This window comes from Streptomyces sp. GDS52 (assembly GCF_052246875.1).
Classification (GTDB): Bacteria; Actinomycetota; Actinomycetes; order Streptomycetales; family Streptomycetaceae; genus Streptomyces; species Streptomyces cathayae.
In genome coordinates this window covers 6,297,653-6,314,347 of record NZ_CM125966.1, presented here as the reverse complement: position 1 = coordinate 6,314,347, position 16,695 = coordinate 6,297,653, and the positions used below count along the sequence as shown (strand labels likewise).

Genomic DNA, 16,695 nt, shown 5'->3' with positions numbered 1-16,695 from the left:
CCCGGCGCGAGTGGCGTCTTCACGACCCACGAGCACATACCCCCGCCCGTATGCCCTGCCGTGACTCCCGAATGCGGTACCGCCTCATGGAGCCCTCACGATGGCAGCGCCCTCTTCACACCACGGAGCGGGTTCCGTGCTGCGCTGCCTTCCGGTGCTGGTCGCCGTGCCGGTCTCGTCCCCATGCGCGGCCGGGCAGTCCGCGGCGGAATCCATCCGCGCCGAACCGGCCTCCGCCACGGCCGACGCACGGTTCGCGGCAGGACCCCTCGTGGACAAGGCCGCCGCGGAGCAGGGCAGCACCGATGTCAGCGAGGCCGTCGCCCTCCACGAGGCCGCCGGCCCCTCGTCGTCGGACACCGGACACCGGACACTGCGGCAAAGGGGTTACTTCCGACACGTCTTCGCCCGCGACGGCTCCCGTCCGTCCGCGCCGCCGCCGACGCCGGAACGCGCGGAGCACGGGACACCGGCCGTGCCGGCAGGCCCGGGCCCTGCGTCCGCAGGGCCGGGTTCCGCACCCGGCCCGGTACGGCTCTCCGCCTTGAGCATCCAGACCGGCCCGCGCGCCGTGTCCCTTCACTTCCTCAGCGAAACGGAGTCCCTCTCAGGCGACCCGGCGGTGGTCACGCGTCCCCGTATGCCTCGCCGCCCAGTTCGAGGCGGGCGGTTCCGGCGGTCGCGTCCGCGAGCCAGGACCGGAAGGCGACGACGTCGGAGTCGGGGAGGCCGATCTCGATCGTGACCGCCTCGGCGTAGCGCACGTCCCGCACCGTGCGCCCCGTGGAGCGCAGGTCGTTCTGGATCTTGCCGGCCCGCTGGTGGTCGACCGTCACCGTGGCCAGCCGGAACCGGCGGCGGGTGAGCGTGCCGACGTCGTCCAGTGCCTCGCCGACGGCGCCGCCGTAGGCGCGGATCAGCCCGCCCGCGCCGAGCTTGACGCCGCCGTAGTAGCGGGTGACGACCGCGACGACGTACCGCATGTCACGGCGCAGCAGCATCTGGAGCATGGGGACGCCCGCGGTGCCGCCGGGTTCCCCGTCGTCGCTGGCCTTCTGGACGGAGGCGTTCGCGCCGATGACGTACGCCCAGCAGTTGTGGGTGGCGGCGGCGTGCTCCTTGCGGACGCCGGCGATGAACTCCTGCGCCTCCTGCTCGGTGGCCGCCGGGGCGAGGGCGCACAGGAAGCGGGAGCGGTTGATCTCGGTCTCGTGCACACCCGCGCGGGCGACGGTGCGGTACTCGTCCTGCATCCGGCCAGCCTATGCGGCGCCCCGGGGCACGGTCATGGCGGTCAGCAGGGCGGTGCCGGGGACGAGGTCCGGCCAGCCGGCACCACGCCAGGACAGCACAGCGATCGCGGAGGTCGGGAACTTGGTGCGGACCCGGTCGAGCGTGTCGTCCACGCCGTCGCCGGCCAGGGTCAGGACGAGGTCGGCCAGGCCCGGGTTGTGGCCGATCAGCAGCAGGGTGCCGATATCGGCGGGCACCTCGTGCAGCACGGCCAGGAGCGCGGGGGCGTCGGCGGCGTACAGCCTTGGTTCGTGCCGGACCGGCACGGAGGTGTCCCACTGCGCCGCCGCCAGCTCCCAGGTCTCGCGGGTGCGGACGGCGGTGGAGCACAGCACGAGACCGGGCAGGCCGACGGTCCCGGCGATCGCGCGTCCGGCGGCGGGCGCGTCCCGGCGGCCGCGCGCGGCCAGCGGGCGGTCCCGGTCGGCGACGCCGTCGGGCCAGGCGGACTTGGCGTGCCGCAGGACGACCAGCCGCCGCTCCCGTCCCGCGCCGGTGCGCCCGGTCATCCCGCTCGCCCCCGCCGCCCCGCTCACGCCGGGGATCCCAGGTCTCGGGCGAGGTCGAGGCCGAGCAGCCGGTCCGCGTAGGCGTACGTCTCGAAGCGGGCGCCGTCCGGCAGGTCCGGTGCGGTCTCCACGTCCCGCAGCACCCGGAGGACGCCGGCCGTGTCCAGGTCGTCCTCCCAGGCGGTGCGCAGGTCCGCGCGCACCGCGTCGGGGACGGGCCGCGAGGGCCGGTGCGCCCAGGCGGCGACCGCGCCGCGCCAGCGCGCGAGGGTGCCGGCGGCGTCGTCCAGGGCGGCCGGGTCGAGCCGCAGCGGACTGCTCCTGGGGTGCGCGAGCAGGGCCAGACGCAGAACGGTCGGGTCGGTGCCGTCCGACACGCCGGGGGCCTTTGGACGGACGGGCGCGACGGCGACCCGGACCCCGTCGGGTGTCCCGCCGCCCTCGCTCACCACGTGCAGGACCTGGGCCTCGCCCAGTCCCGTGCCGGCGTCCCGGCTGTCCTCGAAGGGCCGTACGCCGAGGGCCGCGCCCGCCGCGCGCAGTTCGGGCAGGTCCCGTTCGCCCACGAGCAGCGCCCACACCGGGGTGCCGCCGAGCTCCAGGGCACGTACGAGCAGGTCGGCGACGAGCAGCACTCTCAGGTTCGTCGGATCGAATCCGCGCGTGTGGGCCTCGACGCGGGTGAGGCCCCGCCGGGCGGGGGTGGCGTCCACGGGTTCGCCGGTCCGGGCGTCGGTGATGCGCAGCACGAGGCGAGCGTAGGCGCACAAGCGGGCCCGCGCAGGCATCTCGCACGCTTTTCGGGGCTGCCGCGGTTCCGAGCCGGGAATCTCCGCACCCACTCGGCCGTTGTCGGAGCATCGGAGCAACTGCTCTTCCACGACCCTTCAGGAGGCCTGACGGTGTACGGCGACGAGGCAACGGTCCGCAAGATCCTCACCGGGCTGGGCGACACCTGGGCCGTGGTGGGCCTGTCGTCGAACCGGCAGCGCGCGGCGTACGGCGTCGCCCAGGTGCTGCAGCGCTTCGGCAAGCGGGTGGTGCCGGTGCATCCGAAGGCCGAGACGGTGCACGGCGAGCAGGGGTACGCCTCGCTCGCGGACATCCCCTTCGAGGTGGACGTCGTCGACGTGTTCGTGAACGGCGAACTGGCCGGAGCGGTGGCGGACGAGGCCGTCGCCAAGGGCGCCAAGGCGGTGTGGTTCCAGCTGGACGTCGTCGACGAGACGGCCTACGAGCGGACCCGCGCGGCGGGCCTGGACATGGTGATGGACCGCTGCCCGGCGATCGAGATACCGCGCCTGGGCTAGCCGGAGTCGGGCTTCACGGGCCCCGGGCCTCAGGGCCGGGGCCCGGTGAGACCCGGGGCGCCCCACACCGGGAACCAGCGGGCCAGATCGTCCTCGATGCGCAGGTCGTCCGCGAGGAGCGCCCTGATCTGGAGTTCCAACGCGTTGTCGCGCCGCTCCGTGCCGTCGGGGAGCGGCGCGAAGGGGTAGAAGGTACCGCGCTTGTAGAGATAGACCAGCGCCAGGACCCGAGGGTCCGTTGTGGCCCGGAACCCGACCAGGGAGCAGAGGAGTTGCGGGCCGAAGCCCGCGTCCTGGAGGAGCGTGTTGACGGCGTGCAGGTCGTTGACCAGTGAGGCGGTGTCGTCGGCGGGGTGATGGACGAGGATCCATGTGTACCCGTACGCGTCCCTGGTGTACTCGACGGGTGTGCCGCCCCGGCCGGTGTCGGCGTCGAGCAGGTCCCGTACCTCCTGCCGGAGCCGGTCGAACGCGCCGCCCTCCACGCTCGCGAAGCAGACCGATCCGCTCCCGGTCGGGGTGAACCCCGCCCCCGCCTGCACGGTGATCGCGGCCGAGGGCAGGCTGAAGAGCTGGTCGAGGTCCGGGCGCACCGGCTTGCTGCGGCCGAGGATGGTGTCGAGGAGTCCCACGGCACGGCACCTCCATGGTTCGTCGGATCGTCATGCCCGGCCGAGCTGGGCCGAGATCCGGCCGAGCTGGTCGAGGCGCTGTTCGAGGGTGGGGTGGGAGGAGAGCAGCCGGCTCAGGCTCTCCCGGGAGGAGAAGGCCGGTGCGAACCAGAAGGCGTTGAACGGCTCCGCCCGGCGAAGGTCCTTCGTCGGGATCCTCGCCATCTCTCCGGTCACCTTGGTGAGCGCGGACGCGAGTGCGGACGGACGGCCGGTGAGCAGCGCGGCGGAGCGGTCGGCGGACAGTTCGCGGTAGCGGGACAGCAGCCGGGTCAGCAGGAAGCTGATCACGTACACGACGGCGCTGACCAGGGGGATCAGGACCGCCACGAGGGCGGTGGTGCTGTCGCGGCTGGTGCGGCCGAGGCCGGTGTAGAGCGCGGCGCGGGTCATGAAGCCGGCCAGGACGCCCAGGAACGAGGCGATGGTCATCACGGCGACGTCCCGGTGGGCGACGTGCGACAGCTCATGGGCGAGGACGCCCTCCAGTTCCTCCGGTTCCAGGCGGCGGAGCAGACCCGTGGTGACGCACACCAGGGCCGTTCTCTCGTTGCGGCCGGTGGCGAAGGCGTTCGGCAGGTCGCTGTCGGCGATCGCCACCCGCGGCTTGGGGATGTCGGCGAGGGCGCAGATGCGGTCCACGGAACCGTGCAGCCCGGGAGCCTGCTCGGGGGTCACCTCGCGCGCCCCCATGCTGAAGGCCGCGATCCGGTCGCTGAACCAGAACTGCGCGACGAACAGGATGCCCGCGAACAGCAGGATGACGGGCCACGCGTTCTTCACGAGGGCCAGCAGAACCCCGACGAAGACGACGTAGAGCAGCCCGATCAGGAACATCGTCGTCACCATGCGGGTGGTGAGGCCCCGGTCCGGGGCGTACCGCGAATGCGACCGGGTCCTGGGCATCCGGATCACCTCCAGTGAACGTGCACTGCCACACTGCACATCCCTCTCCTGCCAGTGTGCCCCTTTTGCGTGCGGCGGGGCCCGGCGCGGAACCCGTCGGCCCGGGCCGGTGTGCACGGCACGGGGGTCCGGACCCGCTGCTGCCGTCAGTCGTGCGGGGGACGGCCGCCGATCCGGTGGCCGGCCACGTTCAGCGCCTCGTCCACCAGTCGGCGCGGATGTCCGTCGCGCAGTGAGTAGATGACCCTGCGGCCCTCCTTCCGCGTGTCCACCAGTCCCGCGAGGCGCAGCCGTGCCAGGTGCTGGCTGACCGCGGGTCGCGCCGCCCCGCACGCCTCGGTGAGCGTGCTGACGTCGGCCTCGCCGCCGCTCAGGGCGTGCAGCAGGGTCAGCCGGGTGCGGTCACCGAGCAGGGCGAGGAGTTCCGCCGCGAGCGCGAACCGCCGGTCGCCGGGGATGCGTGGGTGCGCAGGTGACAGGTGCATGCGTGCGCTCATACGCACATAATGGCCCCCTGGGCGGCACCGCGTCCACCCCGCCCACCGGAAGGGGATCCCCATGTGCGCCCGGTACGAGCACAAGCACCCGCACCCCGGAACGTCCCCGCGCCACCGCCTCCGCCACCTGCTCGCCCCGCACTCCCACGAGACCGCGGACAAGCTCGACTCCGCCCTCGAGTCCTCGGCCCGCGGCCTGCGGGCGCTGTGGATCTCGCTGGCGGTGCTCGGTGTGACGGCGCTGGCCCAGGCGGTCGTGGTGGCCGTCTCGGGTTCGGTCGCGCTGCTCGGCGACACGGTGCACAACACCGCGGACGCGCTGACCGCCGTACCGCTCGCCCTCGCCTTCGTGCTGGGCCGGCGCGCCGCCACCCGCCGTTTCACCTACGGCTACGGCCGGGCCGAGGACCTGGCCGGCATCGCGATCGTGCTGACGATCGCCGCCTCCGCGGTGTTCACCGGCTGGACGGCGGTGGACCGGCTGCTCGACCCGCGTCCCGTGGACCACGTTCCGGCGGTCGCCGCGGCCGCACTCGCCGGGTGCGCGGGCAACGAGTGGGTGGCCCGTTACCGCATCCGGGTCGGCCGTGCCATCGGCTCGGCCGCGCTGGTCGCCGACGGGCTGCACGCCCGGACGGACGGGTTCACCTCACTCGCCGTGCTGCTGGGGGCCGGCGGATCGGCTCTGGGGTGGCAGTTCGCGGACCCGGTCGTGGGACTGGTGATCACCGCGGTGATCGCCCTGGTGCTGCGGGACGCCGCGCGGGAGGTGTTCCGGCGGGTGATGGACGCCGTCGACCCGGCGCTGGTGGACCGGGCGGAGCAGGCACTGACCCGGGTCCCCGGGGTACGCGGCGTGGGCGAGCTGAGGCTGCGCTGGATCGGGCACCGGCTGCGCGCCGAGGTGGCGGTGGTGGTGGACGGCGGGGCGACGGTGCGGGAGGCCCACCGCATCGCGGTCGACGCCGAGCACGCCCTGCTGCACGCCGTGCCCCGGCTGACCGCGGCCCTGGTCCACGCCGACCCGGAACCCGTCCCCGGCGAGCGGGACCCGCACCTGCCCCTGGCCCACCACGCGACGGCGTGACCGCGGCACCCCTGCTCCGCCCGGGCCGGGCCGCTACGCCCCCGTTCAGGCCACCCCCAGGCCCTCCAGCACGACCGCGCCCGGCAGTTCGGCGAAGGCCTTGCCCGGCACGAGGAGTTTGCCCCGGCGGCGCCCGCTGCCGACCAGCACGTACGGCAGGTCGACGACGGCCGCGTCCACCAGCACCGGCCAGTCGGCCGGGAGCCCGATCGGGGTGATGCCCCCGTACTCCATGCCGGTCTCCCCCGTGGCCGTGTCCATCGGGGCGAACGACGCCTTGCGGGCGCCGAGCCGGCGGCGCAGGACCCCGTTGACGTCGGCCCGGGTGGTGGACAGGACGACGCATGCGGCGAGGGTGGTCCCGCCTCCGCGCTTGCCCGCCACCACCACGCAGTTCGCCGACCGCTCCAGCAGGTCCTGGCCGTAGTGCTCCACGAAGACGGCGGTGTCGGCCCGGCGCGGGTCCGTGTCGACGTAGAGGATCTGCCCGGCGGGGACGCTGCCGTTCCAGGCGTGGACGGCCGCGGCGACCGGCGCGACGAGATCGTCGAGGCAGTCGGGGGCGGGGGTGGCGTGGTCGAAGGAGCCGATGGGTGCGCGCATGGCGGGACCGTAACAGCCGCTCGGCGGGCGCCGGCGGGTCGTCTCAGCGCACGGGCGGGACCGAGACCGCCATGATCATCTCCATGGGTTCGGCGCCCTGGTTGCCGTAGGTGTGCGGGGTGTCGGCCTCGAAGGAGGCGCTGGCGCCGGCCGGGACGCGGTGCTCCGTGCCGTCGACGGTGAGCGTCAGTTCCCCGGCCGTGACGTGGAGCAGCTCGACCGTGCCGACCGGGTGCGGGTCGGAGTCGCTGCTCTCGCCCGGCATGAGACGCCAGTCCCACATCTCCACCGGTCCGGGGGCCTCGGTGCCCGCGAGCAGCCGGTTCCAGCTGCCGGCCTCGGTGTGCCAGAGCCGTACGGCCCGGTCGGCGGGGACGATACGGACCCTGGGGCCCTGCTCGTAGTCGAGCAGGGTGGTGATGCTGACACCGAGCGCGTCGCCGATCTTGACGACGGTGCCGATGCTCGGGTTGGTGCGGGCCTGCTCGATCTGGATGAGCATGCCGCGACTCACTCCGGCCCGCGCCGCGAGCGCGTCCAGGGTGAAGGCCCGCTCGGTGCGCCAGCGCTTGACGTTGCGCGCCAGCGACTGGGTCAGCAGGTCGAGATCCGACACGTTCCGTCCCATGTTCCGGATGACAGCGTTCAACTCGTTCGACTGCGGTGCGGTGCACCCGATCGTCCACCGAACTGTACTGTGCGGTTCGCCGTGGCAGCGGTCCTCGCCCTGGCCGCCGGCCCGCCGGGGGCGGAGGTCAGCTCTCGGGCTCCAGCTCGACCAGCCGGACCGGTTCCTTGAGGTCCTTGAGAACCGGGGCCTCCTTGACGTCCCCGGCATCCTCGGCGTCCTCGACGCACTCGGCGTCCAGCGTCGCCAGCGCCCGCAGCTGCTCCGGGGTGACGCCCTCCGGGATCGGCACCGGTGCCGGAGTGCGCAGCGGCGGCTGCCAGCCGTCGGCCGGGGTCCAGCGGCGTACGACGCGGGCCGGGGCGCCCGCGACCACGGCGTGGTCGGGCACCGTGCCCCGGACCACCGCGCCCGCGGCCACCACCACGTTCCGTCCGATCCGCGCGCCCGGCAGGATCACCGCCCCGGTGCCGATCCAGCAGCCCGGGCCGATCTCCACCGGGTCCATCCGCGGCCACTGCCTGCCGATGGGCTCGTGGGGATCGTCGTAGGAGTGGTTGGTGGAGGTGACGTAGACGTACGGCCCGAAGTAGCAGTCGCTGCCGATGGTGACGGTGGTGTCGGCGATGACATGGCTGCCGCGGCCCAGGACGACGCCGTCACCGAGGCGCAGGATCGGGGCGGGGCCCAGCTCCAGACCGGGCATCAGGCCGGCGGTGAGGGTGACCTGTTCGCCGATGATGCAGTGGGCGCCGAGATGGATCCAGGGCTCACCGAAGACGGTGCCGAGCGGGAAGGCCAGCCTGGTGCCCGTTCCCATCGCCCCGAACCGGAGGCGGCCGGGGTGCTCGGCGGTCACCGAGCCCGTGCGCTGCGCCCACGCCCAGCCCGCGTGGACGGCGCGCTGCGCGAGGCGGCGCAGCCAGGACGAGAACGTGTTCCTGCTCTTCGGCACCCGCTCACCGTAGTCGGCGGGCGTGCCGTCGAAGAGCCGGAGGCCCTGTGATCTTCACCCCACCGTGTCGGCGTACGGTGCCTGACATCACCCGACCAGGAGGCGACGATGACGCACAGGGCACTGATCACCGGGATCGGTGGCAGGGAGCCGCAGGTGGACCGGGAGGCCTTCGTGGCACCCACCGCCACGGTGATCGGGGACGTGACGCTGCGGGCGGGCACCAGTGTCTGGTACGGCGCGGTCCTGCGCGGTGACGTGGAGGGCATCTCCGTCGGCGCGAGCAGCAACGTCCAGGACAACTGCACGCTGCACGCCGATCCGGGCTTCCCCGTCACCGTCGGCGAGCGGGTCTCCATCGGGCACAACGCCGTGGTGCACGGGGCGACGGTCGGGGACGACTGCCTGATCGGCATGGGTGCCACGGTGCTCAACGGCGCGGTGATCGGCGCCGGTTCCCTGGTGGCCGCACAGGCGCTGGTGCCGCAGGGCATGGAGGTGCCGCCGGGCTCCCTCGTCGCGGGGGTCCCGGCGAAGGTGCGGCGGGAGCTCACCGAGGAGGAGCGTGCGGGACTGACGCTCAACGGGACGATGTACGCGGAACTGGCGAAGGCGCACCGCGACGCGCACGGTACGCCCTGAGGCGGGACCGGGGCACCGGCCGGTGCCCCGGTCCCGCCTGCGCCGGATCAGTCGTGCGCGACGACGGCGACGGGTGCCGCGGAGTGGTGCAGCACGGCGTGGGCGATGGGTCCGACGCGGATGCCGAACGGGTTCCGTCGGACGCGGCGTCCGACCACGACGAGCGAGGACTCCCGGGACGCCTCGATCAGCCGGATGGAGGGGCTGCCGCCGAAGGACTCCTCCGTCACCTCGACGTCCCCGAACTCCGCCCGCCAGGGGACGAGGATCTTCGTCAGCGTCGCGGCCTGCTCCGCGCTGACCTTCTGGTACGTCTCCGGGTCGGCCGGCAGCCCGTGGACGTAGTACGGCGGCAGGTTCCAGCCGTGCACGACGCGCAGGCCGGTGCCCCGCCGGGCCGCCTCGGCGAACGCGAACCGGATCACCGCCTCGTCGGGCCGGTCCGTGTCCACGCCGAGGAGGACGGGCCGGTAGCGGCTCGCGGCGGACGGGATGCCCGCGGGGTCCGGCTCGTGTTCGTCGGTGGCCTGCTCCCCGGCGCGGACCAGGACGACGGGCCGCTCGGCACGGGCCACGACGGCGAGGCCGACGGAGCCGACCAGGAACCCGGCGAAGGCTCCCATCCCCCGGGAGCCCAGTACGAGCAGTTCGGCCTCCTCGGCCGCCTTGACGAGCACCTCGTAGGGCCGGCCGGTGGCCTGCTCCGCGGTGACCTCGATGCCGGGGTGGCGCAGCCGCAGCCCCTCGGCGGCCTCACTGCGCGCACGGTCCCCGCCGTCGGCGGAGGAGTTCTCCCCGCCGAGGGACAGGGCCTGGGACACAGGATCCGGAAGGGGCTCGCGGACCTCGAGCAGCCGCAGCGGCAGACCACGGAGCTTCGCCTCGCGGGCCGCCCATTCGGCCGCGGCCCGGCTCTCGGCCGAACCGTCGAAACCGACCGTGATGGTGCGGGACATGACGTGCGCCTCCTGTTGTCGGTGGGATCATCCACAGCGTCGGGCCGGAGAATAGCCTGACGACAGGGACCGCGGGTCCCCCGCGGGTGCCGAAGGTCCTGCTCCCGCGGGGGAGGGAGCGCCCGGACCACCGGGTCCCGTACGGCGTGCGGGACCAGCCCGGCACGGGGCGGACGTGACGCATCAGGGCCGTACGGCCCATGGCCACGGACGGGTTTCCGCAGGAGGCTTAGACCACCACGGCAGTTCCCGCACCCCGTATGGGAGGTCCGCGATGTTCGCTCCCCCGTCCCCCAGCATGCCGCGCGCTCTGCCCGCCGAACACCGGGTGAAACTCCTGCAGAACGCTCGGGAGGTGTCCTTTCCGCAAGGGGCCCGGCTGTTCGAGGAGGGTGGCCACGCGGACCGGTTCTGGGTGATCCGTACCGGCACCATCGAGCTCGACATGCACGTGCCCGGCCGCCGGGCCGCCGTCATCGAACGTCTCGGCCACAACGAACTCGTCGGCTGGTCCTGGCTGTACAGCCCGCACGTCTGGCATCTGGGCGCCGAGGCGGTCACTCCGGTGCGGGCCTACGAGTTCGACGCCGGGGCGGTCCACGCGCTGAGCAAGGAGGAGCCGGCCCTCGGGCGGGACCTCTCCCAGTGGGTGGGCAGCGTGGTCTCCCACCGGCTGCACGCCGCCCGGGTCCGGCTGCTGGACCTGTACGGCCCTTACGGGGCGGGCAGCGGAGTCTGAACCGAACCCTCCACCGCCGCCCGCCGTCGGCCCGCCCCCTCGGTCAGCCGTTGGGACGGAGCGTCCAGACGACCGTCATCTCCCCGGTCACGGCACCGTCCTCGCGCCGGATGGCGACCGTCACCGGGAACTCGGGACGCCGGCCCCCGTCCAGTTCCGCCACGACCTCGGCGGCCGGGCGGCCGAGGGTCGCGGTGGCGGTGACCGGGCCCATCGCCAGCTTCTTGTAGGCGATCTCGGCGCGGACCGCCAGGGGTACGGCTCGCGCGAGCTGGTCCCCGAAGGCGGCGAGCACGATGGCGCCGCTCGCCGACTCACCGAGGGTGAACATGGCGCCGGCGTGCGGGCCGCCCACGTGGTTGTGGTAGTCGCCCTGGTCCGGCAGGGACACCACGGCCCGCTCCGAAGTGGTCTCCAGGAACTCGAGGTTGAGGGTCCGGGCCATGGGCACCGTGGCGGCGAGCATCTCGCCGATGGTCATCTGGTCTTGGCTCATGGCCGCATGTTACCCATGGGTAGAACATGTCGGCCAGGATCCGGAGCCGCCCTCCGACGCCCCGGACCGGCGGCCCGCCGCCGCGGCACTCACCCCCTGATTGCTACGTCCCCGTCAAAAGGCAGTGACCTGATCGTGTCACTGGCAGGACTAGGGTGGCTGACCATGTGGCCAGGAAACCAGCCGCCCGGGGGCGAGCAGAACCCGCAGTCGGACAATCCGTATCAGCAGCCGGGGTACCAGCAGCCGAATCCGTATCAGCAGCCCGGTGCCCAGCAGCCCAACCCCTACGCGCAGCAGCACCAGCAGTGGGGGACGCCGACCACCGTGGGCATGCCCCAGCCGCCGCAGGGCGGGGGCGGCGGGAACCGGACGAAGCTGGTGGCCGTCGTGGCGGCGACGGCTGTCGTCGTGGCCGCCGGTGTCACCGGTTTCCTGGTGCTGGGCGGCGACAACGGCGACAAGCGCGACACGGCCGGCAAGAAGGACGAGAAGCCGCCCGTGAGCGCGCCCGCGGACCCGTCCGCGGAGCCGAGCACATCCTCATCCGGCTCCGAGGACAACCCGCGGGGCGGTGAGGCGGAGAAGGCGACCGTTCCGGGCTGGCAGGTCGTCACGAACACCCGTTTCGGCACCACGTTCGACGTCCCGGCCGACTGGGAGATCGAGACCCCCGGCACCAGTGTGGGCTTCGAATGGGAGGAGAAGGACGGTGAGACGGGCCGCACCACCGTCACCGCCCCGGCCTACCTGAAGTCCAAGTGGTGCACGAGCGACGACGACAAGGACGGCCGCGAGGAGAAGACCTCCCTCGTCACCGCCGGAACCCGTGGTGAGAACGGCGCCAAGAACACCGACATGGCGGCGGAGACCCGTGTGCCGTGGTGGATCTTCGGCGGTTACACGCAGCCCGACAAGAAGAGCGTGAAGGCCGGGAAGCCGAAGGCCTACACGACCGCCTCGGGTCTCGAGGGCAGCGTCGTCACCGCGTACTCGGAGGGCACGCCGCAGAACGGCAAGTGCGACAGCGAGGGCAAGGCGATCACCTTCGCGTTCAAGAACGGCGCCGGGGACTTCGTCACCTGGAACCTGTACGGCGCCAAGGGCGTCAAGGACGAGATCCCGGAGGCCACCGTGCAGAAGATCCTCAGCACGGTGCGGCTCACCGAGGAAGCACCGACCGAGTCGTGACCGAGCCGTAGCGGGCGGGGGGGAACGAACGGCGGGCAGCGGGAAACGAACGGAGCGGCCCTCGGCACATTTGGCAAGTCGGCCGCCCCCCGGCGATAGTCACGGTGTGCCGACCATCGATTCCCGTCGCCGTCCCGCCTGGGCGGGCCGCAACTACACGCTGCTGACCGCGTCCGCGGTGGTGACGAGCCTGGGCAGTCACGGTGCGCTGATCGCCTCCGCGTTCGCGGTGCTGGCCGCGGGCGGGGACGCCGGCGAGGTGGGCCTGGTGGCCGCCGCCCGCACCCTGCCGCTGGTGCTGTTCCTGCTGATCGGCGGTGCCGTCGCGGACCGGCTGCCGCGCCACCATGTGATGGTCGCGGCCAATGTCCTGAACTGCCTCTCGCAGGCCGCGTTCGCGGCCCTCGTCCTGGCCGGGGAGGCCCAGCTGTGGCAGATGATGCTGCTCAGCGGCCTGGGCGGAGTCGGCCAGGCGTTCTTCGGCCCCGCCGCCGAGGGCATGCTGCTCTCCTCGGTCGAGGGCGAACAGGCCGGCCGGGCGTTCGCGGTGTTCCGGATGGCGATGCAGGGTTCGACGCTCGGCGGCGTCGCCCTGGGCGGCCTCATGATCGCCGCGATGGGACCGGGCTGGGTGCTCGCGGCGGACGCGGCCGCCTTCGCCGTCGCGGCGGCGCTGCGGGCCTTCCTCGACGTGAGGCACATCCCGCCGCGCGCGCCGGGCGGCGGTCTGCTCGCCGACCTCCGGGACGGATGGCGGGAGTTCTCCGGCCGGCCCTGGCTGTGGAGCATCGTCATCCAGTTCTCCCTCGCCAACGCGGTCGTCGGTGCCGCCGACGCGGTCTACGGTCCGCTCGTCGCCCGGGACCATCTGGGCGGTGCCGCGCCGTGGGGCCTGGCCCTGGCCTTCTTCGGCGGGGGCACGGTGGTGGGCGCGCTGGTGATGACCCGCTGGAAACCGCGCCGCCTGCTGTTCGTCGGCACCCTCTGTGTGTTCCCGCTGGCCCTGCCGTCCGCCGCGCTCGCCGTGCCGGTACCGGTGACGGTGCTGTGCGCGGTGATGTTCGTGACCGGCGTGAGTGTGGAGGTGTTCGGCGTCTCCTGGATGACGGCCCTGCACCAGGAGATACCGGAGGAGAAGCTCTCCCGGGTCTCGGCCTACGACTGGTTCGGCTCGGTGGCGCTGGTGCCGGCCGCGATGGCGCTGGCGGGCCCCGTCCAGTCGGTGTTCGGCCGCACGGAGGCGCTGTGGGGCTGCGCCGCACTGGTCGTCGTGGTCACGGCGGCGGTGCTGTGTGTACCGGACGTGCGCACCCTGCGCCGCCGGACCGTGCCCGTCGCCGGGGCGGTCCGGGGCACCGAGTCAGCCGATGCCGAACGCCCCGTCGGGGGGCTCGGGTGACGGTACGGCGTCCTCGTCCCGCACCGGCCGCGCCCCGCCGGTGAAGTCCCGCAGGGCCGCGCCGTGCTCGACGCGTGCGGGGAAGACGTCGGCGGCGGTGCGCCGGGCCAGGGCGGCGATGTCGAGGGGGCGGTGCGCGGCGGCCAGTACGGCGTTGCCGAAGCGGCGCCCGCGCAGCACCCCCGGCTCGGCGATCAGCACCAGCTCCTCGAAGACCGTGCCGAGCGTGGCCAGTTGGGAGCGCAGGAAGGCGAACGGGGCCGCGTCGGCGAGGTTGCCGAGGTAGACGCCGCCGGCCCGCAGGACGCGCGCCGCCTCGCGGGCGTAGGCGACGGAGGTCAGGTGCGCCGGGACCCGTGAACCGCCGAAGACGTCGGCGACGAGGACGTCCGCCGAGGCGTCGGGGGCGGCCTCCAGCCAGGTGCGGGCGTCCGCCGCGTGCGGCGTGACGTCCGCCCCCTCGGGCAGCGGCAGTTGCTCGGCGACCAGGTCCAGCAGTTCCCCGTCGAACTCGACGACGTCCTGCCGGGAGCCGGGGCGGGTCGCGGCCAGGTAGCGGGGCAGGGTGAGCCCGCCGCCACCGAGGTGGATCGCGTCCAGCGGGTGCCCCGGCTCGGCGAGGGTGTCCAGGACGTGCCCGAGCCGCCGGACGTACTCGAACTCCAGATGAGCCGGATCGTCCAGGTCGACGTACGACTGCGGCGCCCCGTCGACCGTCAGCAGCCAGGCCCGCTCACGGTCGACGTCGGGCATCAGCTTCGCGGTGCCGTGACCGACGGCACGGGTCACGGGTATCGGCTCGTTCACAGCCCCCATTGTGCCGCCGTGGCACCGGCCGGGTGTCCGTCCCATCCCGCGCGCGGGATGGGACGGACACCCGGCGCCGCTTCAGCAGATTCTTGCGAGGAACCCCAGGGCTTCAGCCCCGGGGGGAATCGCATCCTCGTGGTCGCGGCGCGGAGCGCCGCGGTATCGCTCGTGCGGGCCCGGCTGCGGAGCGGCCGGGTGTCGTGTCCGGTGGGACCGTGCTGCTGTGCCGGTGTGGGTTCACTCGGCCGGGTGATGACGGGTGAATGTGCGGTGGCCGGTCGTACGGGTGGGTAGGTTCGGTGATCGTGAAGCTGGTGGTGCAGGTCAGACTGGTGCCGACGCCGGTGCAGGCGGCGGCCCTGCGGGCCTGCAACGAGGCCGCCACGTGGGTCAGCGAGGTCGCCTTCGACAGCGGGGAGTTCAAGAACTTCGCCCTGCGCAGGCTCACCTACGGGCAGGTCAGGTCGCGGTGGAACCTAGGCGCCCAGGCGGCCCAGCACACGATCAAGAAGGCCTGCGACGCCTATGCCACGCTGCGGGCGAACCTGAAGGCCGGGAATCTGGGCCGACCGGGCTCGCACCGGTACCGGCGGGCCACGCAGAAGCCGATCGCTTTCCGGCCGACGGGCGCCCAGCCCTTCGACGACCGGATGCTGTCCTGGCAGACCGACCGGCGCCGGGTGTCGATCTGGACGACTTCCGGGCGGGTGAAGGACGTGGCGTCTACCGCCTCACCGGAGCAGCTGGCCACCCTGGCCCTCTACCGCAGGGGCGAGTCCGATCTCGTCTGCCGGGACGGCAGGTGGTTTTTGAACGCCACCTGTGAGGTGCCCGAGGCGCCGCTGAACACGGAGCCGGTGGACTTCCTCGGCATCGACCTGGGCATCGTCAACATCGCCACCACCTCGGACGGCGAGATCATGGCCGGGCACGGACTCAACCGGATCCGGGTGCGGGAACGCACACTGCGGACCAAGCTGCAGCGAAAGAACACCCCGTCCGCCCGGCGGCGGCTGAAGAAGCGCCGCGGCAAGGAGGCCCGGCGGGCCCGGGACATCAATCACAAGATCGCGAAACATGTGGTGGCCGAGGCAGAACGCACCTCGCGCGGAATCGCCCTGGAGGACCTGACGGGCATCCGGCAGAGGGTACGGCTTCGCAGGCCCCAACGGGCCGCCCACTCCAGCTGGGCCTTCGCCCAGCTGGGGCAGTTCATCGCGTACAAGGCCCGCCGGGCGGGGGTGCCGGTGGTGTATGTCGATCCGGCGTACACCTCCCGGACCTGCGCCGAGTGCGGGCACCTCGACCAGGCGAACCGGGTCTCCCAGGCCCGGTTCGCCTGCCGGTCCTGCGGATTCGTTGATCACGCGGACCGGAACGGCTCCCGCAACATCCGCGCCCGGGCGTGGGAGTTGTGGCGACGCGGGGCGCAGTCAACCGCCCCAGACCCGCTCCCGCGTCCGCGGGGCGGGGCTGGACGCAGACGCAGCATCACCGCCAGTGGCGCCCGTTCTGCAAGCCCGGGACTTCGGTCCCGGGTCCGTTGACATGCGGTTTGGTGCGGACGTACGCCGTCTTGGACATGGCGGTACCTCGAAGCCTCTCGAAGGTGATGCGTGAGCGGTCCCGGCCGCGCGGCGGATCGGCGCGCGGCGGGACGGGGACCCCGGGAACCTGGCCGACCCTCCCCCTGGGGGGTCCGCCGGACGATCCGGGGAGGGTCAGCTTCGGGCGCCGTCGACAGCGGCGGGGAAAGCGGGAACGGCGGCCTTCGGGGCATCCGCGACCGCGGATGCTGCAAGGTGGAAGGCGTACCGGAACATGGCGTCGATCATTGCCGACGGCCCGCCCCGCGTCGAATGGTTTTCCACGAGGTCACGGGGAGCCGGGCGGTCACGCGCCGGTGTCCCGCCACGGGACGGCGGGCAGGAGGTGCCGGGCGACGGGCAGGAACCCGGAGGAACGGTGGCGCGCACGGCGGCGCGGTCGGGCCGGGGCAGGCC

Annotated in this window: 19 protein-coding genes; 7 read left to right on the top strand and 12 right to left on the bottom strand. The window is 73.3% G+C overall.

What is annotated here, in order from left to right:
• Positions 1-626: 626 nt before the first annotated feature.
• The 3 genes from ACTWJ9_RS28880 to ACTWJ9_RS28870 are packed head-to-tail and all read right to left on the bottom strand — an operon-like array spanning position 627 to position 2,590.
• Entirely contained in the window at positions 627-1,253 is a 627-nt protein-coding gene (locus ACTWJ9_RS28880) for a YigZ family protein (protein ID WP_387040864.1), read from the bottom strand.
• Positions 1,254-1,262: 9 nt separating this feature from the next.
• The gene (locus ACTWJ9_RS28875) at positions 1,263-1,802 is read right to left on the bottom strand and encodes a SixA phosphatase family protein (protein WP_279337196.1); all 540 of its coding nucleotides are present in this window, start codon (positions 1,800-1,802) and stop codon (positions 1,263-1,265) included.
• A gap of 23 nt (positions 1,803-1,825) precedes the next feature.
• Positions 1,826-2,590 (bottom strand): hypothetical protein, encoded by a 765-nt coding sequence (locus tag ACTWJ9_RS28870; RefSeq protein ID WP_279337195.1) that lies wholly within the window; start codon positions 2,588-2,590, stop codon positions 1,826-1,828.
• 114 nt (positions 2,591-2,704) lie between these two features.
• Between ACTWJ9_RS28870 and ACTWJ9_RS28865 the strand changes: the two genes are divergently transcribed.
• Entirely contained in the window at positions 2,705-3,112 is a 408-nt protein-coding gene (locus tag ACTWJ9_RS28865) for a CoA-binding protein (RefSeq protein ID WP_279337194.1), read from the top strand.
• Positions 3,113-3,141: 29 nt separating this feature from the next.
• Here the strand turns inward: ACTWJ9_RS28865 and pspAB are convergent, their stop codons facing one another.
• The 3 genes from pspAB to ACTWJ9_RS28850 all read right to left on the bottom strand — a co-directional run bounded on the left by pspAB (position 3,142) and on the right by ACTWJ9_RS28850 (position 5,186).
• A complete protein-coding gene (gene pspAB, locus ACTWJ9_RS28860) occupies positions 3,142-3,744 on the bottom strand; it encodes a PspA-associated protein PspAB (protein WP_279337193.1) in 603 nt (200 codons plus the stop codon).
• 30 nt (positions 3,745-3,774) lie between these two features.
• The gene (htpX, locus tag ACTWJ9_RS28855; protein WP_279337192.1) at positions 3,775-4,689 is read right to left on the bottom strand and encodes a zinc metalloprotease HtpX; all 915 of its coding nucleotides are present in this window, start codon (positions 4,687-4,689) and stop codon (positions 3,775-3,777) included.
• Positions 4,690-4,835: 146 nt separating this feature from the next.
• A complete protein-coding gene (locus tag ACTWJ9_RS28850) occupies positions 4,836-5,186 on the bottom strand; it encodes an ArsR/SmtB family transcription factor (protein WP_388708160.1) in 351 nt (116 codons plus the stop codon).
• A gap of 61 nt (positions 5,187-5,247) precedes the next feature.
• On the opposite strand from ACTWJ9_RS28850, the gene ACTWJ9_RS28845 reads away from it, so the two are divergent.
• Positions 5,248-6,273: a cation diffusion facilitator family transporter gene (locus ACTWJ9_RS28845; RefSeq protein ID WP_279337190.1), complete on the top strand. Its 1,026-nt coding sequence runs from the start codon at positions 5,248-5,250 to the stop codon at positions 6,271-6,273.
• A 45-nt stretch (positions 6,274-6,318) separates the two neighbouring features.
• On the opposite strand, the gene ACTWJ9_RS28840 is transcribed toward ACTWJ9_RS28845, so the two are convergent.
• The 3 genes from ACTWJ9_RS28840 to ACTWJ9_RS28830 form a co-directional block, all read right to left on the bottom strand.
• Positions 6,319-6,876, bottom strand: a complete 558-nt coding sequence (locus ACTWJ9_RS28840) for a YbaK/EbsC family protein (protein ID WP_443294929.1) — start codon at positions 6,874-6,876, stop codon at positions 6,319-6,321.
• 43 nt (positions 6,877-6,919) lie between these two features.
• Positions 6,920-7,492: a helix-turn-helix domain-containing protein gene (locus tag ACTWJ9_RS28835; protein WP_279338130.1), complete on the bottom strand. Its 573-nt coding sequence runs from the start codon at positions 7,490-7,492 to the stop codon at positions 6,920-6,922.
• 139 nt (positions 7,493-7,631) lie between these two features.
• Entirely contained in the window at positions 7,632-8,459 is an 828-nt protein-coding gene (locus tag ACTWJ9_RS28830) for an acyltransferase (RefSeq protein ID WP_388708164.1), read from the bottom strand.
• A gap of 108 nt (positions 8,460-8,567) precedes the next feature.
• Here ACTWJ9_RS28830 and ACTWJ9_RS28825 point away from each other — a divergent pair, with 108 nt between their 5' ends.
• Positions 8,568-9,101, top strand: coding sequence for a gamma carbonic anhydrase family protein (locus tag ACTWJ9_RS28825; protein ID WP_387040849.1), 534 nt, complete (start codon positions 8,568-8,570; stop codon positions 9,099-9,101).
• A 47-nt stretch (positions 9,102-9,148) separates the two neighbouring features.
• Here the strand turns inward: ACTWJ9_RS28825 and ACTWJ9_RS28820 are convergent, their stop codons facing one another.
• Complete coding sequence (locus ACTWJ9_RS28820) at positions 9,149-10,057, bottom strand: universal stress protein (RefSeq protein WP_279337186.1); 909 nt, start codon at positions 10,055-10,057, stop codon at positions 9,149-9,151.
• A 274-nt stretch (positions 10,058-10,331) separates the two neighbouring features.
• Between ACTWJ9_RS28820 and ACTWJ9_RS28815 the strand changes: the two genes are divergently transcribed.
• Complete coding sequence (locus ACTWJ9_RS28815) at positions 10,332-10,796, top strand: cyclic nucleotide-binding domain-containing protein (RefSeq protein ID WP_279337185.1); 465 nt, start codon at positions 10,332-10,334, stop codon at positions 10,794-10,796.
• A gap of 43 nt (positions 10,797-10,839) precedes the next feature.
• On the opposite strand, the gene ACTWJ9_RS28810 is transcribed toward ACTWJ9_RS28815, so the two are convergent.
• Positions 10,840-11,277: a DUF4442 domain-containing protein gene (locus tag ACTWJ9_RS28810; RefSeq protein ID WP_279338129.1), complete on the bottom strand. Its 438-nt coding sequence runs from the start codon at positions 11,275-11,277 to the stop codon at positions 10,840-10,842.
• A gap of 180 nt (positions 11,278-11,457) precedes the next feature.
• Between ACTWJ9_RS28810 and ACTWJ9_RS28805 the strand changes: the two genes are divergently transcribed.
• Positions 11,458-12,483 carry a hypothetical protein gene (locus ACTWJ9_RS28805; protein WP_443294928.1) on the top strand — a complete coding sequence of 342 codons (1,026 nt, stop codon included), beginning with the start codon at positions 11,458-11,460 and terminating at the stop codon, positions 12,481-12,483.
• Positions 12,484-12,589: 106 nt separating this feature from the next.
• Positions 12,590-13,882, top strand: coding sequence for an MFS transporter (locus tag ACTWJ9_RS28800; protein ID WP_387042386.1), 1,293 nt, complete (start codon positions 12,590-12,592; stop codon positions 13,880-13,882).
• On the opposite strand, the gene ACTWJ9_RS28795 is transcribed toward ACTWJ9_RS28800, so the two are convergent.
• Entirely contained in the window at positions 13,844-14,689 is an 846-nt protein-coding gene (locus ACTWJ9_RS28795; RefSeq protein WP_387042389.1) for a spermidine synthase, read from the bottom strand. The genes ACTWJ9_RS28800 and ACTWJ9_RS28795 overlap by 39 nt on opposite strands.
• 308 nt (positions 14,690-14,997) lie before the next feature.
• On the opposite strand from ACTWJ9_RS28795, the gene ACTWJ9_RS28790 reads away from it, so the two are divergent.
• Positions 14,998-16,239: an RNA-guided endonuclease InsQ/TnpB family protein gene (locus ACTWJ9_RS28790; RefSeq protein ID WP_443294927.1), complete on the top strand. Its 1,242-nt coding sequence runs from the start codon at positions 14,998-15,000 to the stop codon at positions 16,237-16,239.
• The last annotated feature ends 456 nt before the right edge of the window (positions 16,240-16,695 follow it).

What these genes read in the sequence shown, in the direction of transcription:
- ACTWJ9_RS28880 (WP_387040864.1), bottom strand. Translation starts at nt 1,253, where the DNA reads ATGCAGGACGAGTACCGCACCGTCGCCCGCGCGGGTGTGCACGAGACC.
- ACTWJ9_RS28875 (WP_279337196.1), bottom strand. Translation starts at nt 1,802, where the DNA reads ATGACCGGGCGCACCGGCGCGGGACGGGAGCGGCGGCTGGTCGTCCTG.
- ACTWJ9_RS28870 (WP_279337195.1), bottom strand. Translation starts at nt 2,590, where the DNA reads ATGCCTGCGCGGGCCCGCTTGTGCGCCTACGCTCGCCTCGTGCTGCGC.
- htpX (WP_279337192.1), bottom strand. Translation starts at nt 4,689, where the DNA reads ATGCCCAGGACCCGGTCGCATTCGCGGTACGCCCCGGACCGGGGCCTC.
- ACTWJ9_RS28850 (WP_388708160.1), bottom strand. Translation starts at nt 5,186, where the DNA reads ATGAGCGCACGCATGCACCTGTCACCTGCGCACCCACGCATCCCCGGC.
- ACTWJ9_RS28845 (WP_279337190.1), top strand. Translation starts at nt 5,248, where the DNA reads ATGTGCGCCCGGTACGAGCACAAGCACCCGCACCCCGGAACGTCCCCG.
- ACTWJ9_RS28840 (WP_443294929.1), bottom strand. Translation starts at nt 6,876, where the DNA reads ATGCGCGCACCCATCGGCTCCTTCGACCACGCCACCCCCGCCCCCGAC.
- ACTWJ9_RS28825 (WP_387040849.1), top strand. Translation starts at nt 8,568, where the DNA reads ATGACGCACAGGGCACTGATCACCGGGATCGGTGGCAGGGAGCCGCAG.
- ACTWJ9_RS28820 (WP_279337186.1), bottom strand. Translation starts at nt 10,057, where the DNA reads ATGTCCCGCACCATCACGGTCGGTTTCGACGGTTCGGCCGAGAGCCGG.
- ACTWJ9_RS28815 (WP_279337185.1), top strand. Translation starts at nt 10,332, where the DNA reads ATGTTCGCTCCCCCGTCCCCCAGCATGCCGCGCGCTCTGCCCGCCGAA.
- ACTWJ9_RS28810 (WP_279338129.1), bottom strand. Translation starts at nt 11,277, where the DNA reads ATGACCATCGGCGAGATGCTCGCCGCCACGGTGCCCATGGCCCGGACC.
- ACTWJ9_RS28805 (WP_443294928.1), top strand. Translation starts at nt 11,458, where the DNA reads ATGTGGCCAGGAAACCAGCCGCCCGGGGGCGAGCAGAACCCGCAGTCG.